Source organism: Photobacterium sp. DNB22_13_2 (assembly GCF_052873915.1).
On the sequence record NZ_JBNNXU010000001.1, the window covers coordinates 515228 to 535730 of the forward strand.

The following is a 20503-nucleotide window of genomic DNA, read 5'->3' on the forward strand; positions in this document are numbered from 1 at the left end:
GAATAAGGGGAGAGCTTATGGCGCATTTTATAGACCGCAGGCTCAACGGTAAAAACAAAAGCACGGTAAACCGTCAGCGTTTCTTGCGTCGTCACAAGCAACAGATTAAAGAATCTATTGCTGACGCGGTAAATAAACGCTCGATTACCGATGTGGAAAGCGGTGAGGATATTACTATTCCAAACCGTGACATCCGCGAGCCAAGCTTTCACCAAGGCCGTGGTGGACAACGTGAAGTTGTCCATCCGGGCAATGACCAGTTCAGCCCCGGAGATCGCATTGAACGCCCCCAAGGAGGGGGCGGGCAAGGCGGAGCCGGTGAAGGACAGGCTAGCCCCGATGGTGAGGGCCAGGATGAATTCGTGTTCCAAATCTCCAAAGATGAATATCTCGATCTACTCTTTGAAGATTTAGAGCTGCCAAACCTTGAGAAAAACCAGCTCAACAAAATTGTTGAATGGAAGACGTTCCGCTCGGGCTTCAAGTCTTCCGGCGTACCGGCCAATATTGCCATTGTAAAATCGCTCCAGAATTCTCTGGCTCGACGTACCGCAATGACCGCCGCTAAACGTCGCCAGCTTCGTGAGCTTGAGAAAACACTGGATCTGTTAATGAATACCGAACCAGCCCAACCTTTCGAGGAAGAGCGGGTGAAAAACGAGATCCAGGGATTACGCCAGAAAATTAGCAGCGTACCGTTCATTGATACCTTTGATCTACGCTATAAAAACTACGAGCGTCGGCCACAGCCTAGCAGCCAAGCCGTTATGTTCTGCTTGATGGATGTCTCCGGTTCGATGGATCAGGCAACCAAAGATATCGCCAAGCGCTTTTATATCTTGCTGTACCTGTTCCTCAACCGGACCTATAAAAATGTCGACGTGGTATTTATCCGCCACCACACACAGGCCAAAGAGGTAGATGAACACGAATTCTTCTACTCCCAGGAGACTGGGGGCACCATAGTGTCCAGTGCACTGCGGTTGATGAATGAGATAGTGAAGAAACGCTACTCCCCTGCCGAATGGAACATTTATGCGGCACAAGCGTCAGATGGGGATAACTGGGCGGATGATTCACCGGGCTGCCGTGAACTATTGAACAAAGAGCTTCTACCGGTCACCCGCTACTATTCGTATATCGAAATCACACGCCGGGCACACCAAACACTATGGCGGGAATATGAGGCACTACAAGCCAGCCACAGTAACTTTGCGATGCAGAACATAAGGAGCGTGGAAGACATTTTCCCTGTATTCCGGGAGCTTTTTAAAAAGCAAGTCAGTTAACGTCGCTTTAGGGGGAATGTGCTATGGAGACAGTCGCTAAATCAAAAACACTCAGTGACGGTCCAGATTGGACATTCGATTTGTTGGATCAGTACCACAAGGAAATCAAGCGGGTAGCCGACCACTACCGGCTTGATGCCTACCCCAACCAAATCGAGATCATCACTGCCGAACAAATGATGGATGCTTATTCCAGTATTGGTATGCCTATCAACTACCATCACTGGTCATTTGGTAAGCGCTTCATCGAAACCGAACGAGGCTACAAACACGGTCAAATGGGCCTCGCTTATGAAATCGTGATCAACTCTGATCCCTGTATTTCATATCTGATGGAAGAGAATACCATCACAATGCAGGCGCTTGTTATGGCCCATGCCTGCTATGGTCATAACTCGTTCTTTAAAGGTAATTATTTATTCAAGACATGGACAGATGCCAGTTCCATCATCGACTACTTGTTGTTTGCCCGTAAATACATCACCGAGTGTGAAGAAAAATATGGCGTAAATGACGTTGAAAGGCTGTTGGATTCCTGCCATGCATTAATGAACTACGGCGTCGACCGCTACAAGCGACCACAGAAGATTTCTATGGTTGAAGAAAAGGCACGCCAGAAAGCCCGGGAAGACTACCTGCAAACGCAGGTCAATTCATTATGGCGAACCATTCCGGTTACCCATGAGGAAGAAGTCGAAACGGCAGAAATACGATTCCCAGTAGAACCGCAGGAAAATATCCTCTACTTCATCGAAAAACATGCCCCTTTATTGGAGCCATGGCAGCGTGAAGTGGTCAGGATTGTGCGGAAAGTAAGCCAATATTTCTACCCGCAAAAACAGACTCAAGTGATGAACGAAGGGTGGGCAACATTCTGGCACTACACCATTCTCAACCATCTCTATGATGAGGGTCTGGTAACCGACCGCTTCATTATCGAGTTTTTGCATAGCCATACCAACGTGGTGGCGCAGCCGGACTACAACAGCCCGTACTACAGCGGTATTAACCCCTACGCGTTGGGTTTTGCGATGTTCCAGGATATCCGCCGGATCTGTGAAAACCCAACCGAGGAAGATAAACACTGGTTCCCTGATATTGCGGGCAAAGATTGGCTAGATACCCTTCACTTTGCGATGGAGAACTTTAAAGACGAAAGCTTTATCAGCCAGTTTCTGTCACCGAAAGTGATGCGTGACTTCAAGTTGTTTGCCGTCGATGATGACGACCGGCATAACTATGTCGAAGTCAGTGCAATTCACAATGAGGAAGGTTACCGGGCTATCAGGGAGAAGCTCTCATCACAATACAACCTCAGCAACAATGAGCCGAATATCCAAGTATGGAATGTCGCACTGAAAGGTGACCGCTCGCTAACCCTACGCTATGTGCCGCATAATCGTATCCCGTTAGCCGACAGCCACCAAGAGGTTCTGAAACATATGCACCGTCTATGGGGTTTTGACGTCACTCTAGAGGAAGAGCTCGCCGATGGCCGTTCCCATATATTAGGAACCTGTCCAAACCGTGCGCAGTACAATACGGAAATCTGATCAAAAGATCACATTGCCTGTCTGTTTTACCGCCACATACTTTTTAATACTTAGAAACAAAAAGGAGATGCTATATAGCATCTCCTTTTTTATTCCAGCGCGATCCGCTTGGCTTACTGTTCTTCTTCGTACAGGTGGCGAGCAATTTCAATACGGTTAGCGTACCAAATCGCCCCACTCTCACGGCCGTATTTACGGATACGATCGGCGACCATCTCTGGCTGACGATTATCACAGTATGACTTCATGTCTCTGTAAAATTCTAGAGCAAGCTCACAAGCTTCTCTCGACATAAAGTAGTAACCACCGACACGGGTATAGATTTTTCGTAGACCATTGATTGTGAGTACATACAGGGTATTGCCTGATTTCGTCGCCAAACCTTGGAACATACGGTAATCGAAGTAATTGAAAGCACGGGCGCGGCTAATAGCTTCGCACAGCTCAGGATCGTCTTTACCATATTTATCGACGATCTTTTTTACTTCCTGCATCAAGTCAGCTTTGTCTTCACTGTGTTCAATATAATCAGCGAAGCTATCAGCCTTCAACAAGGCTTCACACTCTTCGATGACATGATCAATCAAAGTAGAAGATTCTTCCGGGTTACCCTTAACGGCATAGCGCATGTATACACTGCTGATGTCTGTGCGTGCAGAAAGAAGATCTTCCATCACGCCTTGAACATCTTGGCCATCAAGTGTAATTAGGGTATCGAGAATACTCAGCCCCGAGGTGTCCATGTAGTTGTTCACCCGAGTCGGTTTACCATGCTGGATTGTCAGCCAACCATCACGAGCGAGACGCTGCAATACCTCACGAAGAGTCGTCCGTGTAACACCAATTAGTTCTGACAACTCTCGTTCTGCGGGAAGGATTGAGCCCTGTGGGAAGTGATTATTCCAGATACTCTCAATAATATATTTCTCAGCAAATGTTGCTGGGCTATCAGCCTTTATAACCATCTGATCAGTTTTCCAGTTGCTTCTTGCTCTATTTTTATTAACTCATCATACCACCAGTCTTTACTTATTGCCCACCTAATTACCAAAAGAAGTATCTCGGTTATCTATTTATAACCATGCACACTCATGTGAATGATATGCATCGAGCATATCCATGGCACGCAAAATTCCGCTCAAAGATTCGTCGAACTAAAAATTGACGAAGCTCAACGCAAAATGAAAATTGTAAGCATATATTTCATAACGACGTAGAAAATACCTGTACAAGCCGTGTTTTGCGATGAATTTTCACAATCTTAAATAAGTTCATCTCGAAGCACTTGACTGCGACGGATCACGCGGTAGAGTTAGCACGTTTTCACTCTGGGAGCTGAACGGATGCTGCTGCCTGCTTTAAGTTAAACACCATCAAGGAAATGGTTTTTAGCTTAGAGGGTCTCTATAGAACAATTAACCAAAACAATTACATAATGGTTATCCTCTCTCGGACTTCAAAGGCAAGATAGCAACGCAGCTCATTATTATTAGTATTTGCGTATATCAAGAGACTCGAACACATGGCAATTTCGCTAGGGAACGCTTTTATAAAAAACTTCCTCGGTAAAGCACCCGACTGGTACAAAGTCGCCATCATTGCTTTTCTGATCATTAATCCCTTTGTTTTCTTTTTGGTTGACCCTTTCGTTGCAGGCTGGCTACTCGTTATCGAGTTCATCTTCACCCTGGCAATGGCATTAAAGTGTTACCCATTACAACCTGGTGGCCTACTCGCTATCGAGGCGGTCGCTATCGGGATGACCAGCCCTGAAATGGTCAAGCACGAGCTGGTCGCCAATATCGAAGTGATGTTGCTACTGATCTTCATGGTTGCTGGCATCTACTTCATGAAGCAGTTGCTACTTTATATCTTCACCAAGATATTGATCGGCATCCACTCCAAGACCTTACTATCACTGGCGTTCTGCGTAATGGCTGCTTTCCTGTCAGCTTTCCTTGATGCGCTGACGGTAATTGCCGTTGTGATCAGTGTCACTATTGGTTTCTACAGTATTTACCACAAGGTCGCTTCTGGTCAGGAGCCCCACTCCTCGCACGACCATACTTCAGATTCGAATATTCTTGAAGTCAGCCGTGACGACTTAGAAAACTACCGTGCCTTCCTGCGTAGTCTGCTGATGCACGCCGGTATCGGTACTGCACTTGGCGGTGTAATGACCATGGTGGGAGAGCCGCAAAACCTGATCATTGCCGATCAGGCCGGTTGGCTGTTCGGTGAGTTCATCATCCGCATGTTGCCAGTAACCCTACCCGTGTTCCTATGCGGAATCGTTACCTGTGTATTGGTCGAGAAATTCCAGATCTGCGGCTACGGTGCCCGCCTGCCAGAAAACGTCCGCCGTATCTTGGTTGACTTTGACAATGAAGAGCGCAAACGCCGTACCAACTTAGATTACGCCAAACTGATCATCCAAGTGGTTATTGCAGTTTGGTTGATTGTCGGCCTTGCTATGCACTTGGCAGCAGTGGGACTAATCGGTCTGACAGTGATCATCCTAGCAACCTCGTTCACTGGCATTACCGAAGAGCATGCACTGGGCAAGGCGTTTGAAGAAGCCCTGCCATTTACCGCTCTGCTTGCTGTTTTCTTCTCGATTGTCGCGGTGATCATCGACCAAAAGCTATTCGCTCCTATCATTGAAATGGTATTGAGCCTAGAGGGTAGCGCCCAGATGACCATGTTCTATATTGCCAACGGCCTGCTGTCGATGGTCTCTGACAATGTGTTTGTCGGTACGGTATATATCAATGAAGTCAAATCAGCACTCATTGACGGCATCATTACCCGTGAACAGTTCGACATGCTGGCTGTTGCTATCAATACCGGTACCAACCTGCCATCGGTTGCTACGCCAAACGGTCAGGCTGCATTCTTATTCGCATTGACCTCGGCACTGGCTCCGCTAATCCGCCTGTCCTACGGACGCATGGTATACATGGCACTGCCGTACACTATCGTGCTATCACTGGTTGGCTTGGCCTGTATCGAGTTCACTCTGGTACCTATGACACAGTGGTTCTATGACCTGGGTTGGATCACTCAGGCGACAGTGGAGGCGGGTTCACACATTGCCCCGGCGCTTGGCCATTAATTGAATTTTTCTAACATCTGATTGTCTGTATTAAAGCCCTGTACTGTCAGGGCTTTATTGTATTTTTCGTAATTATTTGGTGCTAATATTTATCTTTAAGACCAAATAGATGACAGAAATTTATATTAATTTGGTCTTTATATAACCAAGTGACAGTTAAGTGCTAAGTCGACTGAAAGCTTTATGGTCTTCGGTAATCTAACAACGTCGTTTTAGCAGTTAACCTTTCAACCAGGAACCCCGTATGTATTTTCTGAATACTTTTTCAAAGAGTCGACTTTCATGGGCTATATTACTGGCTTTCATTATCTTCTTTGAAGCCTGTGCCCTGTTCTTCCAGCACGTAATGAAACTCGACCCGTGTGTGATGTGTGTCTATGAGCGCGTTGCCATGATGGGGATTGCTTTTGCTGCAATATTGGGAATGATCGCGCCAAAAAACAATATTATTCGCTGGGCGGGCCTCGCTGGCTGGGCTTACAGTTCTTACCAGGGTCTTGCGCTGGCTCAGGAGCATGTCGCCTACCAGTTCCCGGAATTCCCATGGTCAGCCACCTGCGCGCTGGACGTAAACTTCCCGGCATGGGCTCCGCTCAACCATTGGGTACCATGGATGTTTGAAGCCTCAGGCGATTGTGGCAAGATTGTATGGCAATTCTTCGGCCTTTCAATGCCACAGTGGCTAGAAATTATCTTCGCGGCTAACTTGGTTGCCGTTGCCATTATCGTTGTCGCGCAGATCCTAGGGACCAAGAAAAACTAACCCCCTCCATTCATTGCCCAGCCCAAGGCTGGGCAAGCCCATATCCCAGCGGGCTTCTGAAGAAGCTGTCTAGTAGACGGTGGTGGCGCTTTTCCTCTTGGTCGAGATAGCGACAAAAGGACAATAGATCGCTGTTGATCAATGCACTACTGCCAAATGTTGCCTCTAATTGGTAAGAGCGCCGGATGATCTGCGCATTAATATTCCGGTTCTTCGGTAATGCATGATTATAGGTTTCGATGGCATCTACCCTTTTAATCACATTTTTCACATAAGGCACACTTTTCAGGAAGTTCTTTTCAGCCAAACCATTGATATGTGGAATCGATAAGTAGCAATCCCTCTCAGACAGGAGGTCCAAATAATAGCCGATATCCTTATTCGTCCTTGCCGTCAGGTAACAGTGCGTATTTCTTTCGACTTCCTTGGTATAAAACACTTCTAGCTCTTTCAACGTTTTAAAATAGACAAGCAACTCAAAGCCATCTTTACAAACCAACTCGATACCCGGGATGTTAGTCATCCCTATTTCACATGCCACTGCAGCCCCCCTGATATCATTGTGATCCGTAATAGAAATCAAATGGGGTTTATCTGAAAGGAAAGACAATAAAGAGGGAGAAATGGTGATTCCCTCAGAGACTGTGGTATGTAAGTGGAAATCAAGATAAATAAACCTTTCCCTTGGCTTAAAAGTATAAAAGCCAGAGAAAAAACCAGATAATTTATCAAATTCAATCATAGTTCATGCCCCCTCCATAAAGATAGGAGAAATTCCCTACTCTAAACGCCATACACCAATATTTAACTCTCTATTATGTCCTACAAAAGTTGAGTCACCCAATTGCTCTATTGATTATTATACTTAGCGATATCTCGATATCTGCCGGATCAGCCGATGCTATGAAGGATTTACGCTCTAAGACCAACCAACAACGTATAGCAATGGCTCTTCCCCGCCATTCCGCTAAAACCGGCCAAGTGACAGCGGCAACCAAACTCAAAGCAACCGAACTATTCCACCCTTGCGATCCCGCTATTTTCGACTTCAAGACGACAGAAGAAATAGACTCAACAGACACCCCTCTAGGGCTAAAACGCGCCGCTGAGGCTATCAAGCTCGGCATAGGGATCCCGAATAAAGGGTTCAATATCTTTGTCATGGGTTCTGCGGGACTCGGCAAGCTTTCGATGACCAAACAGCTACTATCCCAACATTTCGATACTGATAAGACACTCTCTGACTGGTGTTACGTCAATAACTTCGCTAACAACAGCAAACCCGTTGCTCTCCAGTTACCTGCGGGAATGGGGCTCCGGCTAAAAGAGAATCTTCAGGTGCTGATCGAAGGGCTGAAAAAAACCGTGCCTTCATTATTACAAAACGACAAATTCATCAACAGCATCGACAAACTGCAAAATGAGCTCAACAACAAAGAAATCGCAGCGTTCCAGGCAATCGAAGCACGAGCTAAAGCCAAAAGTTGTATCTTAAAGCGCTCACATAAAGGCTATGTCATTCACCCGGTCAAAAAAGACAAAGTTATCAGTAAAGAGGAGTTCGAGAAGCTCCCAGAAGACGAACGGAAAGTGATCGATAAATCGGTCGAAGAGCTAAGGCAGATGCTCGTCAACCTGATAAAGCAAGTACCGTTTTGGGATCAGGAAATGAGGGGCAAAAAGGATCAGCTGGAAAGAGAGTTTGTAGCCGGTACACTCGATTACCTTATTGGGCAACTCCCTGCCGATATCATGGCCGTCGAATGTATCGAACAGCACATCGAAAGACTCAAGCAACATATCCTTAATAACATCCCTCTGTTCAACGGCAGCCTTGAGGCCGAGGTGAACGAATATACCGGACAAAAGCTTAGCTTTAGTCCCTTCACCATCTACGAAGTCAATATTATTGTCGATAACAGTCAGCACAATTCCCCCCCGGTGATATATGAAGATAATCCGACCTACGCCAACTTAATCGGTCGGATCGAACACAAGGGTGAACTCGGCACTTTCATCACCAATTTCACCTTAATCAAGCCTGGGGCGTTTCATCAAGCCAACGGCGGATACCTGATCATCGACGTGCTCCAACTGCTCAACAAGCCCTTTGTTTGGGATGTTTTCAAGCGCACGTTGCTGTCTGGAGAAATCAAAATCCAACCGCTCGAACAACAACTCAGTGTCACAGCACTTACCGCGCTAGAGCCGGATGCAATACCTATCGATATCAAAGTTATCTTGGTCGGCGATCGTATGACCTACTACCTGCTCAAGCGTTACGATCCCGACTTTGGACAGATGTTCAAAGTCCAGGCCGATTGTTCAGAAGAGATCAGCCGTACACCGGAATCCTGCCGGCTCTTCTCGAGATTTATCAAAGCGCTGCAAACGGAGGTACAGGCACGGCCACTCGACCGTAGTGCGGTAGCAAGGCTCATCGAGCATGCTTCTCGGCTAGTTGAAGACGGCGAAAAAATGACACTGCATCGGGACACGATAAGCGGGATCATACTCGAAGCGAATTACTGGGCAGAGCAACAGGCCCTTAAGCTGATCACCGCCGCTGCGGTTGAACAGGCAATTGACACCCGCCGATTTAGGAGTAGCTATCTCAAGGAATGCATAACGGATAATATTCATCGCGGGATCAACCAGATTGAGGTTGAGGGTGAAACCATCGGCCAAATAAACGGCCTATCGGTGATCTGCCTTGACGACTGCCTGTTTGGCCGTCCGAGCCGGATCACCGCGGCGGTGCATCTAGGTCAAAGCAGTGTTATCAATATCGAGCGGGAGGTTGATCTCAGCGGTCCGAGCCACTCCAAGGGAGTAATGATCCTGACCGCCTTCCTGCGCGAAAAATACGAGCAGCAGCAACCACTCGCCTTTTCGGCCACCCTCACCTTCGAACAGTCCTACGGTATTGTCGACGGTGACAGTGCATCAGCTGCCGAACTCTGTGCACTGCTATCAGCGATTGCACAAATCCCTCTAAAACAAAGTATTGCCGTAACCGGTGCCATTGATCAACATGGCAATATCGAAGCCATCGGCGGGGTCAACGAAAAAATCGAAGGGTTCTTTGATATCTGCAACGCTGATGGCCTGACCGGGGAACAAGGCGTAATCATTCCGAAAACCAACACCGTCCACTTGATGGTCAACCAACAAGTCCGGCAGTCGATGGCCAAGGGCCAGTTTCATATATGGGCTGTGGATCATATTCATCAGATAATGGCACTGCTCACCGACCAACAAATGGGAACACCAAATACCAAAGGCCACTATCCGCCCCATAGCATCAATGCCGCAATTGTTTTAAGGATCAAGCAAATGAACAAGGCACTCAGCCATGCAATAAACGGTTCCCGAACGGGATCAAAACGCTAAGGTAAAGGACGAAAAAAGGCGTGTCTGCCCACTAAATAAGCGGGGACCAAAATTCTATTGATCAAATATCAGAGACGAAAAAGCCCGTTGATAATCAACGGGCTTTTTCATGAAATGTGGCGGTGAGTGAGAGATTCGAACTCTCGATACGTTGCCGTATACACACTTTCCAGGCGTGCTCCTTCAGCCACTCGGACAACTCACCAAATTGTACTGTCTAGGCATGTTGCCTCAACAGGGTCGCTACTATAGTGGCTGGGGTGGTAAAGGTCAACAAAAAACACTGCACAATCAATCAGGTGTTCATAATTACAGCAAAGGTCTTGATTTACATGTGAACAGTCCCACCTTCTTCACTAGCCTGTTACTATATGGGTATAAACCTAAATCGTGTTCATCCAGCGACAATTTACGTTGGACAAACCCTGATACAAAATTTACGAGAGCGAATTATGTCTTCATCTTTACGCACACTGCTGGAAAATCCACAACTGGCTCAACAGTTGCTTTCTGAAGCCCAGACCCGTGGTTTTGTTACCGCAATGGCGGCGGCACCGCACCTGATCAACCCATCCGAATGGCTGGCTTTCATGTGGGGTGGCGAAGAAACCTCTCCTTTTAACAGCCAAGAAGAGCTAGAAGTCTACGCTAATGCCATCATTGATCTATGGAACGAAAGCCGTGAAGCCTTGCTGGAAGGTAGCTGGCACTGGCCGGAAGGCTGTTCTCTAGATGATAAAGAGCTGGTATCTACCGATACCCGTGAATTTGCAGAAGGGCTACTTCAAGGCTGGCAGCTATGCCGTGATGACTGGGAAACTATCATGCCAGAAGAGAGCGAGAATAATGCCCTGCTTGGTGGCGTGTTGCTTTGCTTCAGCCTGCTGTACGATCCAGAAAATGCGATGGAAGCCCTTTCTCAGGAAGGTGCGGACGGCCTTGCCCAGTTCGAAGAAATCTTCGCTTCTGTCCCAACCATGCTATGTGGCCTGACAATTCGTGCCTATCAGCTGGTCAACGAAGACGAAGCAGAAGCTTAGTCGCACAAATCCCAAAGAAAAGGCGGTAATTGAGTTACCGCCTCTTTTTTCACTACCGCAAACTTGGCTAACGAGCAAACAGTGAGCGCAAACGTCCTCTCTGATGGCGGTAGATCATCACCGTGACCGGAATATTCATCAATACCCCGTACAATAATGGCGTCAATGCCAACTCTGGTTGCTTGAGCTGAACTACAGCGACAAAAATCGCAGTCCCCGCATTCTGGATCCCCACTTCTATCGCCAGCGTCTTGGTCAACGTTTCCCCGCCTTTGAGCACACGAGCAACGATAACCCCTAGCACCATGCCCATTAAGCACAAAGCAATCGCGACAATCGAGGCACTGGAAAATAGCTGCTGGAATACCTGATGATTAACAGCCAACGTAATAGCTACAGTAAACATCAAGACCCAAATTGATGAGCGCCCTGCCCACTTGGCAAAGCTTGCGAACCACCTGCCACGACCAAAGTGATGGCAAGCCATACCAATTGAAACGGGAACTAAAGTCACCATCACCAACTGTAAGATTGCCGTTTTAAGTGGCAATACCAACTGGGAATCGCTAAGTACCACAGGAAGCATCAGAGGAAGGCTAAAAGGAATAATTAAACTGCTCACTGCGGTCATCGAAATGGATAGTGCGGTGTTACCTCCGGATAGGTGGGTGATGACATTGGACGACGCCCCACCTGGTGCCAACGCCAGTAACCACAGGCCAACGGCCACCACTTCCGGCAAGCCAACAAAATGTATTAGGCTCAGCGCAATCAGCGGCAAACCAACCAACTGTGCAGCAAGACCGGAAAAAATAAACAGCGGATATCGGCCAACTCGTTTAAAGTCAGCCAAAGACAGTGTCAGGCCAACACAAAACATCATCCATGCCAGCGCAATAGGCAAAGCGACAGTCAGCATTGTCTGTCCCATTTGAAATCTCCTTATTTAAACGTAGAGTCTACTCCAATATGCGCTGTGGCACATAGAAAAAGAGCGACCAATGGTCGCTCTCTTATCTGTTCGCTTTACGGTTTCTTACGCATTACCTTTCACATTAACCTGCAGTTGGGCTGCAAAGTCCAACATACGGTTAAGCGGGATCAAAGATTTTTCGCGTAGTGACTCATCGACAAAGATTTCATGCAGCTCTCCGCCTTCACGCAAGCCCTGCTCAATCGCTTTGAGGCCATTCATCGCCATCCACGGGCAATGGGCACAGCTACGGCATGTCGCACCTGCACCTGCCGTTGGTGCTTCGACAAGTTCTTTATCCGGTACCATCTGTTGCATCTTAAAGAAGATGCCTCTGTCGGTCGCGACAATTAGCTTCTGCTGAGGTAACGACTTGGCAGCCTTGATCAACTGACTGGTTGAACCTACTGCATCAGCCAATGCCACTACGCTTGCTGGTGACTCAGGGTGGACTAGAATCGCCGCCTCAGGATACAAGTGCTTCATATCGCGCAAGGCTTTTGCCGAGAACTCGTCGTGGACGACACATTCGCCTTGCCACAGAAGCATTTCAGCACCGGTTTCTTTAGCGATATAGCCGCCTAGGTGACGGTCTGGACCCCAGATGATTTTCTTACCTTCGCTATCTAGCTGTTCGACGATTTCCAGTGCGATACTCGAGGTCACGACCCAGTCAGCACGGGCTTTTACCGCCGCAGAGGTGTTGGCGTACACCACTACAGTGTGATCCGGGTGGTCATCACAGAATTTGCTGAATTCATCAATCGGACAACCAAGATCAAGCGAACATTCAGCTTCCAGTGTCGGCATCAGTACGCGTTTTTCTGGCGTCAGGATCTTGGCCGACTCACCCATGAAGCGTACGCCACAGATCACAAGTGTCTTGGCTGGGTGCTGGTTACCGAACTTGGCCATTTCCAGCGAGTCACCAACGAACCCTCCGGTCTCTTCAGCCAGAGCCTGGATCTCAGGATCGGTATAATAGTGGGCCACCAGCACTGCATCTTTTTCCTTTAGCAATGCCTTGATTTTTGCCTTGTACGCCTGCTGCTGATCAACAGTTAGCGGCGTTGGCTTAGGTGGAAACGGATAGACCATTTCAGAGGGATCAAAAGTAAGACTCATAGCTCGGTTGCTCTATTGCTGTCCATGTACAATCCGCGCATTATACACCGCAAACGTTCAAATATCATGGATCAAAAAAGGCCGGTTAACCGGCCTTCTTCAATACCTGCGAGCAAGTGCTTATAGCTTATCGAGATTACTTTGCGCCTGGCGCGAACTGGTTGAGTCCGGGTAGGTCGAAATAACTTGCTGGTAGTATTTCTTCGCGTCTTCCGGCTTTTTGCTGCGCTCGGCAATAATGCCTAGCTTCAACAATGCATCGGCACGCTTATTGGACTTCTCAACACTGGCAACCTCGGTGAATTGCTCTGCAGCTTCAGAAAGTTGGTTTTGAGTAAAGTAGAGTTGGCCAAGCCAGTAATGAGCATTCGGCTTGTAACTTGATTCAGGGTACGTGACCAAAAACGCCTTGAAAGCGGTGATCGCACCGGAGTAATCCTTTTCTTTTAAGATAAGGTTAACCGCGGATTCATATGCTTCGTTCTCGCCCACATTACTAGAGTATACTTCAGTGCTTGCTTTATCCGATGCTGGCTCTTCAGTCGCCTTAGCTTGAGGCTGTCGACTAAGGCTGTCAACCTCACGGTAAAGCTCGCGCTGACGTTCAAGCATCTGGCTGAGATCATAGCTATTTCTCTCTACAATCCCTCGTAGCTCATCCATTTCGGTTGCCAGCTGATCCAGTTGCCGTTGCATATCCAACTGCACCTGGTTGCGTGCCTCAATCATCCTTTCCAGACGTTCCAGGCTACCGCCCTGCGCACTGTTACCACTGATTTCAGTAACAGGAGCAGGTGCGGCGACCACTTGGGTCGCCGCACCAACCAGCAACGTTAATGCGAGCGTTCGCATTGTGTTACTGTTCATCGTAATTACCTATTATGGCTTAGTAAACCAGAACCGAACGACGGTTCTTGGCGTAGTCAGCTTCAGTATGGCCAAGGACTAGTGGCTTTTCCTCACCGTAGCTAACAATTGAAATCTGGCTTGCAGATACGCCTAGTGCCTGAAGGTACTTAGCAACTGCGTTAGCACGACGCTCGCCTAGGGCGATGTTGTACTCAGGTGTACCACGCTCATCGGCATGACCTTCAACAATCACTTTTACTTCTGCGTTATCGCGAAGGTATTCAGCGTGAGCAGTCAGCATATCCTGGTAGTCAGGCTGGATTTCAGCGTTGTCAAACTTGAAGTAAATAGTTTGTTCCTGACGTAGCTGCTGGCTGCGTAGTTCCTGCTCAGAAAGCACTGGCTCTTGCTCAACTGGCGATGTTACGACTGTCGATTGCTCTGTCGTTGAACCTGTGTTGGTTTCTGAAGCTGCGGAGCTATCAGTACTGTCACTAGAGCTACACGCCGCTAGAGTGAACATTGGCAGCGCAATTGCCAAGCCCTTTAAAACTTTGTTCAGTTGCATTTTATTTTCCTTTTTTATTGCTAGTTGCTACTAACTTAGAGGAAAGGTCCCCAGGACGGAGCCCTTACACGCCCATTAGTAGCAGGTAATCTTGCCTTAAATCGCCCATCAATCGACACTAATGACAGCTCGTTAGACTTGTTATTAACCGAGCTGTAAATCACCATGCCACCATTTGGCGCAATGCTTGGTGATTCATCCAAAAATGTCTTGGTCAGTACCTGCACGGCATTAGTTTTCAAGTCTTGTTTAGCAATGTTGTAGCCAGAATCAGACCTGTTCACCATCACCAGATACCGGCCATCAGGCGTCAATTGACCACCGAGGTTCTGACTTCCTTGCCAAGTCAGGCGCTTAGTCGAACCGTCAGCTAAATTTACTCTATAAATCTGTGGGTTACCACCTCTGTCTGAGGTAAAAATTAAAGAGTCGCCGCTCGGATCCCAAAATGCTTCTGTATTGTTAGCTCGACCACGGGTGATCTGCTTCAATTCCTTGGTTTCCAAATCTTTAATGTAAATTTGCAAGCTACCGCTCTTCGACAAAACAATGGCCAGCTTCTTACCATCCGGCGAGAAGCGAGGGCTACCGTTGTGGCGAGGGAACGACGTTACCATCTCACGGGTACCTTTGTAGATATCCATAATGAAAATCTGTGCCTGCTGGTTCTCGAAGCTGACATATGCCAACTTACTACCATCTGGCGACCATGATGGGGACATCAACGGCTGCTGGGATTTCAATACCAAACGTTCGTTGAAGCCATCGTAATCAGCGACACGTAGCTGGTACGGGTATTGGGCTTTATCATCAATCACGACATAGGCGATTCGGGTAAGGAAAGCCCCTTTCTCACCAGTCAATTTTTCATACACAATATCGGAGATGCGGTGAGCGTAGTGTCGAAGACGTGATTCTTTAACCGTGGCGCGATTATTTAAAAGAAGATGATCTTTGGTCAACACCAACTCACCATTCTCCAGGCCACGGCTCTGACCGCTGGTCAACTGACCACGCACTACATCAATAAGCTGGTAATTGATCACATAATTACCTTGCTCATTCATCGTCACCGTACCTGTGACCAAGGCATCAACCCCCATTGAAGTCCAGGCATTGTAATCCACCTGCTCTTCGTTAGAAGGTGTTTGCGGCATGTTACTGGTCGACACCGGTGAGAACTTACCACTTCGACGGAGATCAGAAGCAATGACCGCTGAAATATCAGTCGGCATTTTGCCAGCCCCTTCCCATTTGAAAGGAACGACACCGATAGGACGGGCTGAGTCCACCCCTTCAGTGATCACCAATTCCAGCTCTGCATGGGCGATTTGGCTGAAACTCAGCAACGCCACGCATAAACCCATTAACCAACGTTTCATCATTACTCCTTCCTTATTGCGGGCTTACTGTTAGTCTGATGTTGCGCAGCTGCTCTACAACCGCTTGGTCTTCCGGCATCGGGAACTGGCTAACCTTGACCACCGCGGCTTTCGCCGCCCGGCAAAGTGCACTGTCACCGCCATCTTCCGACGCATCAAGAACCAAACCATTGCTCGACAAGCGCATGCGGATCACACACTCCTTACCGATAAAGCTCTGCTCAACCAACAAGTTCTGCTGGATCATCTGTCTATAGATAGCGCCGTAGCGGTCTCTTTCATCAGCCACAAACTGGCCGCGGGCACCGCCGCGCAGCTCAGACTCGGCTTCAAGGCCGGCAAACATATCGTTTAATGCCGCTTCCTGCTGGCGTTGAGTTTCACGGGCTTCTGCCGCCTTGCGCTCGGCTTCCTTACGGGCAGCCTCGGCTTTGCGAGCTTCTTCTTCCGCTTTTTTCTTCGCTGCTACTTGGGCCTGGCGTTCGGCTTCTGCTTTCGCTGCTGCTGCTTCGGCTTGACGTTTCGCTTCCTCGGCCTTGCGTTGTTCAGCGACTTGACGCTGGCGCTCTTGTTCAGCTTTGCGTGCCGCTTCCTGCTTCACCTTACGGTCAGCCTCAGCCTTGGCCGCTTGCTCTCGGGCTACACGGGCCGCCTCATCGGCTTTACGCTTCTCTTCCGCCGCCTTAGTCCGTTCCGCCGCCACTCGCTTGCGCTCCTGCTCGGCATCACGCGCTTCTTTCTCGGCTTTGAGTTTATCCGCTTTGAGCTGACGCAAACGTTGCTCTTCTTCCTGACGCATTTTTTCCAACGCATCAGCTTGTTGCTCTAAACGCTTCAACCTGTCTTGCTCAGCGGCTTTGGCCGCTTCGCGTTGCTGGCGAATACGCTGCGCCTGTTGGTTCACCAACGCAGGATCGACCACCACCGCCTGAACGATGTTGCCCGACGGCTTGGGTTTTGTCATGACGAAATCCGATCCCCACAACAACATCACGACCAGTGAACCATGCATAAGTAACGAAATAATGAAGGCAGCACTGTAATCTTTCTTTTTCATCCTGCCAGCCTACTTATTGCTCTAATGGCTCGGTCATCAGGCCTACCGACCCAACACCAGCTTGATTAAGGGCATCGAGGGTTTCGATGATATAGGCATAGGGAGCACGCGCATCGCCGCCCACCAGTACCGCCGACTCTGGATTCAACTGTAACTCGGCACGCACCCGGGTTAGCAGGTCATTAAGGCCAAGCCCGCGCTGCATTTCCCTGTCATCCACACTAATACCGAGGTGGCCATCTTGGCTGACCTCGACAATAATCGGTGGCTTTTCGTTGTTCTCGCCAACCAACTCAGCCGCTGTTTTGGCCGAAGTGGTACTCGGCAAGTCAACATCAACCCCCTGAGTGATAAATGGCGCCGTCACCATAAAGATGATCAACAGCACGAACATCACGTCGATATAAGGTACAACATTGATCTCGCACGTGACTTTACGCTTCTTCGGTTGATAAGCCATGCTATTTACTCCTGGTAAGCAGCAAATGCCTGGCGGTGCAAGATGCTAGAGAATTCTTCCATAAAGGTCGCGTAAGAATGCTCAAGCTTAGACACCTGATTGGTCAGCTTATTGAAGAACATTACCGCGGGGATTGCCGCAAATAGACCGATAGCTGTCGCAATCAATGATTCAGCAATACCCGGAGCAACCATTGCCAAGGTTGCTTGTTTCACTGCACCAAGGGCGATAAAGGCGTGCATGATCCCCCAAACGGTACCAAATAGGCCGATGTAAGGGCTGATAGACCCGACAGTGGCCAAAAACGGCAAATTGGTTTCCAGCTCTTCCACTTCACGTGAAAGTGCTACGCGCATCGCTCGGCCAGTGCCTTCCATTACTGCTTCTGGCGCTTTGCCATTATTGCGGTGCAAACGGGCAAACTCTTTAAAGCCAGCATGGAAAATTTGTTCGGTACCAGTCAGGCTATCTTTTCGCGCTTCCACTTCTTGGTAAAGCTGCGACAAGTCGACGCCAGACCAAAAGCGGTCTTCAAAGCGGTCCACATGATTTTTTGCCTGCGACAAGACTTGGGATCGTTTAATGATCATTGCCCAAGACGTAACCGACATACCCAGCAAAATGAGTACGACAGCCTTACCCAGCAGGCTCGCCTGTAGGAAAAGATCTAAAATCGAAAGTTCAGCAGTCACTTAGTTATCTCCGATAAAATGTGTTCTGGGATCTTGATAGGTTTCAACGTATCGGGGTGGACACAGGCTACCTGAATCGATGCTCTACACAAGGTTTGCCCGTTATTGTTAACTAAAACCTGACAAAATTCGATCGATGCCCGGCGTATAGTATTAGGCCAGGTCCGAACAACAAGTTGGTCGTCTAGCTTGGCACCTTTGAGGTAATCGATCTCTAGATGCCGAATGACAAAACTGGCTTTTTCAGCGAACAAGTCGTTAAGACTGACACCGATGGACCGGAAGAGTTCCGTCCTCGCCCGCTCAAAAAACTTAATATAGTTAGCATGATAAACCAGGCCGCCTACGTCCGTATCTTCGTAGTAGACCCTAATCGGCCATTCAAATGGGTGCTCTTCGGTCATTATCATTCCAACCTTTCTTGCAATGTATTCAGGCTTTTACTCAATCGCTTACTATACCTAACTTGGCTACCTGATTGGAATCATGCATTGCTAGTAAACACGCAGAGTTTTACTTTTTGATGACCTTGTCACTGCCAATCATCCGTGCCAATACGTTATCTGCTTGTATTTTATCCAGATATAAAAAAACAGCCCATCACTCAATTGCAATGGGCTGTTTCAATTGTATATTTTTGTATCAGCGTGAACAGTTTGAAATCAATTCGCTACGCTAAACGCAGAAACAAAATATAAGCCAATATTGGCAACGAGATGTACGGGGTGAAAAACACCTGCCCGTACCAGCGGCGCGGCACAAAGCCAACACCGAAGACCATCGCGGCACACGTTGCCCATATTAGGGCTGGCGAGATAATCGGTCCGAATCCGCCAATCGCCTGGGCGAAAAGTGTAGGTTCCCACACCACCAGTCCTGCTGATGCCAATGACATCAGCAGCGCCACTATGCGCAGTAGACCGAAGTCTACCCACTGGTGGGCACGCTTCACCCAGTGATCGAGGTTACTCACCAGTATCCTCTTTATCCATATTTTCTGTCGCTTCAAGCCACAGCGCGTTGATGATACCGAATGAGCAAGCAAGAAGCACACCCAGGATCCAAGCGAAATACCACATAGTCTGTCTCCTTAGTACAGTGAGTTCTTGTTGTCTTCGATATATTTGGTATCAAGACGGCCAAACATCTTGTAGTAACACCAAGAAGTGTACGCCAGGATAATTGGAACCATTACTGCCGCTACACCAGTCATGATGTTCAGCGTCAGTTCTGATGACGTCGCATCCCACATCGTCAAGCTATGACCCGGGATCAGGCTTGATGGCATGATGAACGGGAATAGAGCAAAACCAGCAGTTAAGATGACACCCGCCATGGTCAGGCTTGATGTAATAAACGCCAGCGCCCCACGGTTTGCACGAGAGCAAAGTACTGTCAGGACAGGCATAGCAACAGCCAGTAGCGGTGCAATCCATAGTAGCGGGTACGCATCGAAGTTATTAAATAGTGCACCTGACTGGCGAACAACCTCTTTCGTCAGCGGGTTAGAAGGCGCATCTTTAATAATTTCAGATGTAATCACGTAGCCTTCAAGGCTCTGAGCCCAAAGACCAGCAATTGCAAAACATACTGCAGTACCTACTGAGGTAAGCATTGCTACACGACGAGCACGCTCACGGATAGCATCAGTTGTTTTCATCTGCAGGTATGCCGCACCTTGCGTCGTGATCATCAAGATGCTCACGATACCGCATAGCAGGGCAAACGGGTTCAGCAGACCAAAGAACGAACCTTTGTACGTAGGGACCATGAACTCATTCAGTTCAAACGGTACGCCCTGCATCAGGTTACCAAATGCAACACCGAAGATGACTGGCGGAACAAAGCTACCGACGAAGATGGCTTTATCCCACGCTTCACGCCATTTTGGATCTTCAATCTTTGAACGGTAGTCAAAACCGATCGGACGAAGCCAAAGTGCCGCTAGTGTGATGATCATGGCAAAGTAAAAACCAGAGAACGCAGTTGCGTAAACCAGTGGCCATGCCGCAAACAGCGCACCACCAGCAGTGATCAACCAAACTTGGTTACCGTCCCAGTGCGGGGCTATCGAGTTGATCATAACTCGACGTTCGCTGTCAGTCTTACCGATAATACGGGACAGAACACCTACACCCATATCAAAACCATCAGTGACTGCAAAACCGATGCAAAGCACACCGATTAGCGCCCACCAGATAAATCGCAATACTTCATATTCAAACATTGCTTAACTCTCCCTGA

Annotated in this window: 20 protein-coding genes and 1 tRNA gene; 6 read left to right on the top strand and 15 right to left on the bottom strand. The window is 48.2% G+C overall.

All coding sequences use genetic code 11. From position 1 onward, the window contains the following. The first annotated feature begins 17 nt into the window (after positions 1–17). Positions 18–1289, top strand: coding sequence for a YeaH/YhbH family protein (locus tag ACVA58_RS02185; protein ID WP_446508815.1), 1272 nt, complete (start codon positions 18–20; stop codon positions 1287–1289). A gap of 23 nt (positions 1290–1312) precedes the next feature. Next, positions 1313–2842, top strand: coding sequence for a SpoVR family protein (locus ACVA58_RS02190; RefSeq protein ID WP_446508816.1), 1530 nt, complete (start codon positions 1313–1315; stop codon positions 2840–2842). Positions 2843–2955: 113 nt separating this feature from the next. Here the strand turns inward: ACVA58_RS02190 and fadR are convergent, their stop codons facing one another. Then, positions 2956–3807, bottom strand: a complete 852-nt coding sequence (gene fadR, locus ACVA58_RS02195; RefSeq protein ID WP_446508817.1) for a fatty acid metabolism transcriptional regulator FadR — start codon at positions 3805–3807, stop codon at positions 2956–2958. 557 nt (positions 3808–4364) lie between these two features. Between fadR and nhaB the strand changes: the two genes are divergently transcribed. Together nhaB and dsbB are read left to right on the top strand one after the other, a co-directional pair. Further along, positions 4365–5957 carry a Na(+)/H(+) antiporter NhaB gene (gene nhaB / locus ACVA58_RS02200; protein ID WP_446508818.1) on the top strand — a complete coding sequence of 531 codons (1593 nt, stop codon included), beginning with the start codon at positions 4365–4367 and terminating at the stop codon, positions 5955–5957. 244 nt (positions 5958–6201) lie between these two features. Next, a complete protein-coding gene (gene dsbB / locus ACVA58_RS02205; protein ID WP_446508819.1) occupies positions 6202–6720 on the top strand; it encodes a disulfide bond formation protein DsbB in 519 nt (172 codons plus the stop codon). Between the two features lie 10 nt (positions 6721–6730). Here the strand turns inward: dsbB and ACVA58_RS02210 are convergent, their stop codons facing one another. After that, on the bottom strand, positions 6731–7462 hold the full coding sequence (locus tag ACVA58_RS02210) for a PHP domain-containing protein (protein ID WP_446508820.1): 732 nt from the start codon (positions 7460–7462) through the stop codon (positions 6731–6733). Positions 7463–7623: 161 nt separating this feature from the next. Here ACVA58_RS02210 and ACVA58_RS02215 point away from each other — a divergent pair, with 161 nt between their 5' ends. Continuing rightward, the gene (locus ACVA58_RS02215) at positions 7624–10113 is read left to right on the top strand and encodes a Lon protease family protein (RefSeq protein ID WP_446508821.1); all 2490 of its coding nucleotides are present in this window, start codon (positions 7624–7626) and stop codon (positions 10111–10113) included. Positions 10114–10230: 117 nt separating this feature from the next. On the opposite strand, the gene ACVA58_RS02220 is transcribed toward ACVA58_RS02215, so the two are convergent. Next, positions 10231–10318 (bottom strand) — tRNA-Ser (locus ACVA58_RS02220). A 247-nt stretch (positions 10319–10565) separates the two neighbouring features. On the opposite strand from ACVA58_RS02220, the gene ACVA58_RS02225 reads away from it, so the two are divergent. Then, entirely contained in the window at positions 10566–11153 is a 588-nt protein-coding gene (locus tag ACVA58_RS02225; RefSeq protein ID WP_446508822.1) for a UPF0149 family protein, read from the top strand. Positions 11154–11220: 67 nt separating this feature from the next. Here ACVA58_RS02225 and ACVA58_RS02230 read toward each other — a convergent pair whose 3' ends face one another. The 12 genes from ACVA58_RS02230 to cydB all read right to left on the bottom strand — a co-directional run bounded on the left by ACVA58_RS02230 (position 11221) and on the right by cydB (position 20486). Beyond that, a complete protein-coding gene (locus ACVA58_RS02230) occupies positions 11221–12084 on the bottom strand; it encodes a bile acid:sodium symporter family protein (protein WP_446508823.1) in 864 nt (287 codons plus the stop codon). Between the two features lie 105 nt (positions 12085–12189). Then, positions 12190–13251 carry a quinolinate synthase NadA gene (nadA, locus tag ACVA58_RS02235; protein ID WP_446508824.1) on the bottom strand — a complete coding sequence of 354 codons (1062 nt, stop codon included), beginning with the start codon at positions 13249–13251 and terminating at the stop codon, positions 12190–12192. Positions 13252–13371: 120 nt separating this feature from the next. Further along, positions 13372–14118 carry a tol-pal system protein YbgF gene (gene ybgF / locus ACVA58_RS02240; RefSeq protein ID WP_446508825.1) on the bottom strand — a complete coding sequence of 249 codons (747 nt, stop codon included), beginning with the start codon at positions 14116–14118 and terminating at the stop codon, positions 13372–13374. A 19-nt stretch (positions 14119–14137) separates the two neighbouring features. Further along, entirely contained in the window at positions 14138–14668 is a 531-nt protein-coding gene (gene pal, locus ACVA58_RS02245) for a peptidoglycan-associated lipoprotein Pal (RefSeq protein ID WP_187462083.1), read from the bottom strand. 35 nt (positions 14669–14703) lie between these two features. Next, a complete protein-coding gene (gene tolB, locus ACVA58_RS02250; RefSeq protein WP_446508826.1) occupies positions 14704–16053 on the bottom strand; it encodes a Tol-Pal system beta propeller repeat protein TolB in 1350 nt (449 codons plus the stop codon). 10 nt (positions 16054–16063) lie between these two features. After that, entirely contained in the window at positions 16064–17107 is a 1044-nt protein-coding gene (gene tolA, locus ACVA58_RS02255) for a cell envelope integrity protein TolA (RefSeq protein WP_446508827.1), read from the bottom strand. Positions 17108–17120: 13 nt separating this feature from the next. Continuing rightward, complete coding sequence (tolR, locus tag ACVA58_RS02260) at positions 17121–17567, bottom strand: protein TolR (protein ID WP_446508828.1); 447 nt, start codon at positions 17565–17567, stop codon at positions 17121–17123. Between the two features lie 5 nt (positions 17568–17572). Continuing rightward, positions 17573–18259, bottom strand: a complete 687-nt coding sequence (tolQ, locus tag ACVA58_RS02265) for a protein TolQ (protein ID WP_446508829.1) — start codon at positions 18257–18259, stop codon at positions 17573–17575. Then, the gene (gene ybgC / locus ACVA58_RS02270) at positions 18256–18663 is read right to left on the bottom strand and encodes a tol-pal system-associated acyl-CoA thioesterase (RefSeq protein ID WP_446508830.1); all 408 of its coding nucleotides are present in this window, start codon (positions 18661–18663) and stop codon (positions 18256–18258) included. The genes tolQ and ybgC overlap by 4 nt, the downstream gene beginning before the upstream one ends. Before the next feature lie 266 nt (positions 18664–18929). Beyond that, positions 18930–19232, bottom strand: a complete 303-nt coding sequence (locus ACVA58_RS02275; RefSeq protein WP_446508831.1) for a cyd operon YbgE family protein — start codon at positions 19230–19232, stop codon at positions 18930–18932. Next, the gene (gene cydX / locus ACVA58_RS02280) at positions 19225–19338 is read right to left on the bottom strand and encodes a cytochrome bd-I oxidase subunit CydX (RefSeq protein ID WP_317523376.1); all 114 of its coding nucleotides are present in this window, start codon (positions 19336–19338) and stop codon (positions 19225–19227) included. The genes ACVA58_RS02275 and cydX overlap by 8 nt, the downstream gene beginning before the upstream one ends. An 11-nt stretch (positions 19339–19349) precedes the next feature. Next, complete coding sequence (cydB, locus tag ACVA58_RS02285) at positions 19350–20486, bottom strand: cytochrome d ubiquinol oxidase subunit II (RefSeq protein ID WP_446508832.1); 1137 nt, start codon at positions 20484–20486, stop codon at positions 19350–19352. Positions 20487–20503: the final 17 nt, after the last annotated feature.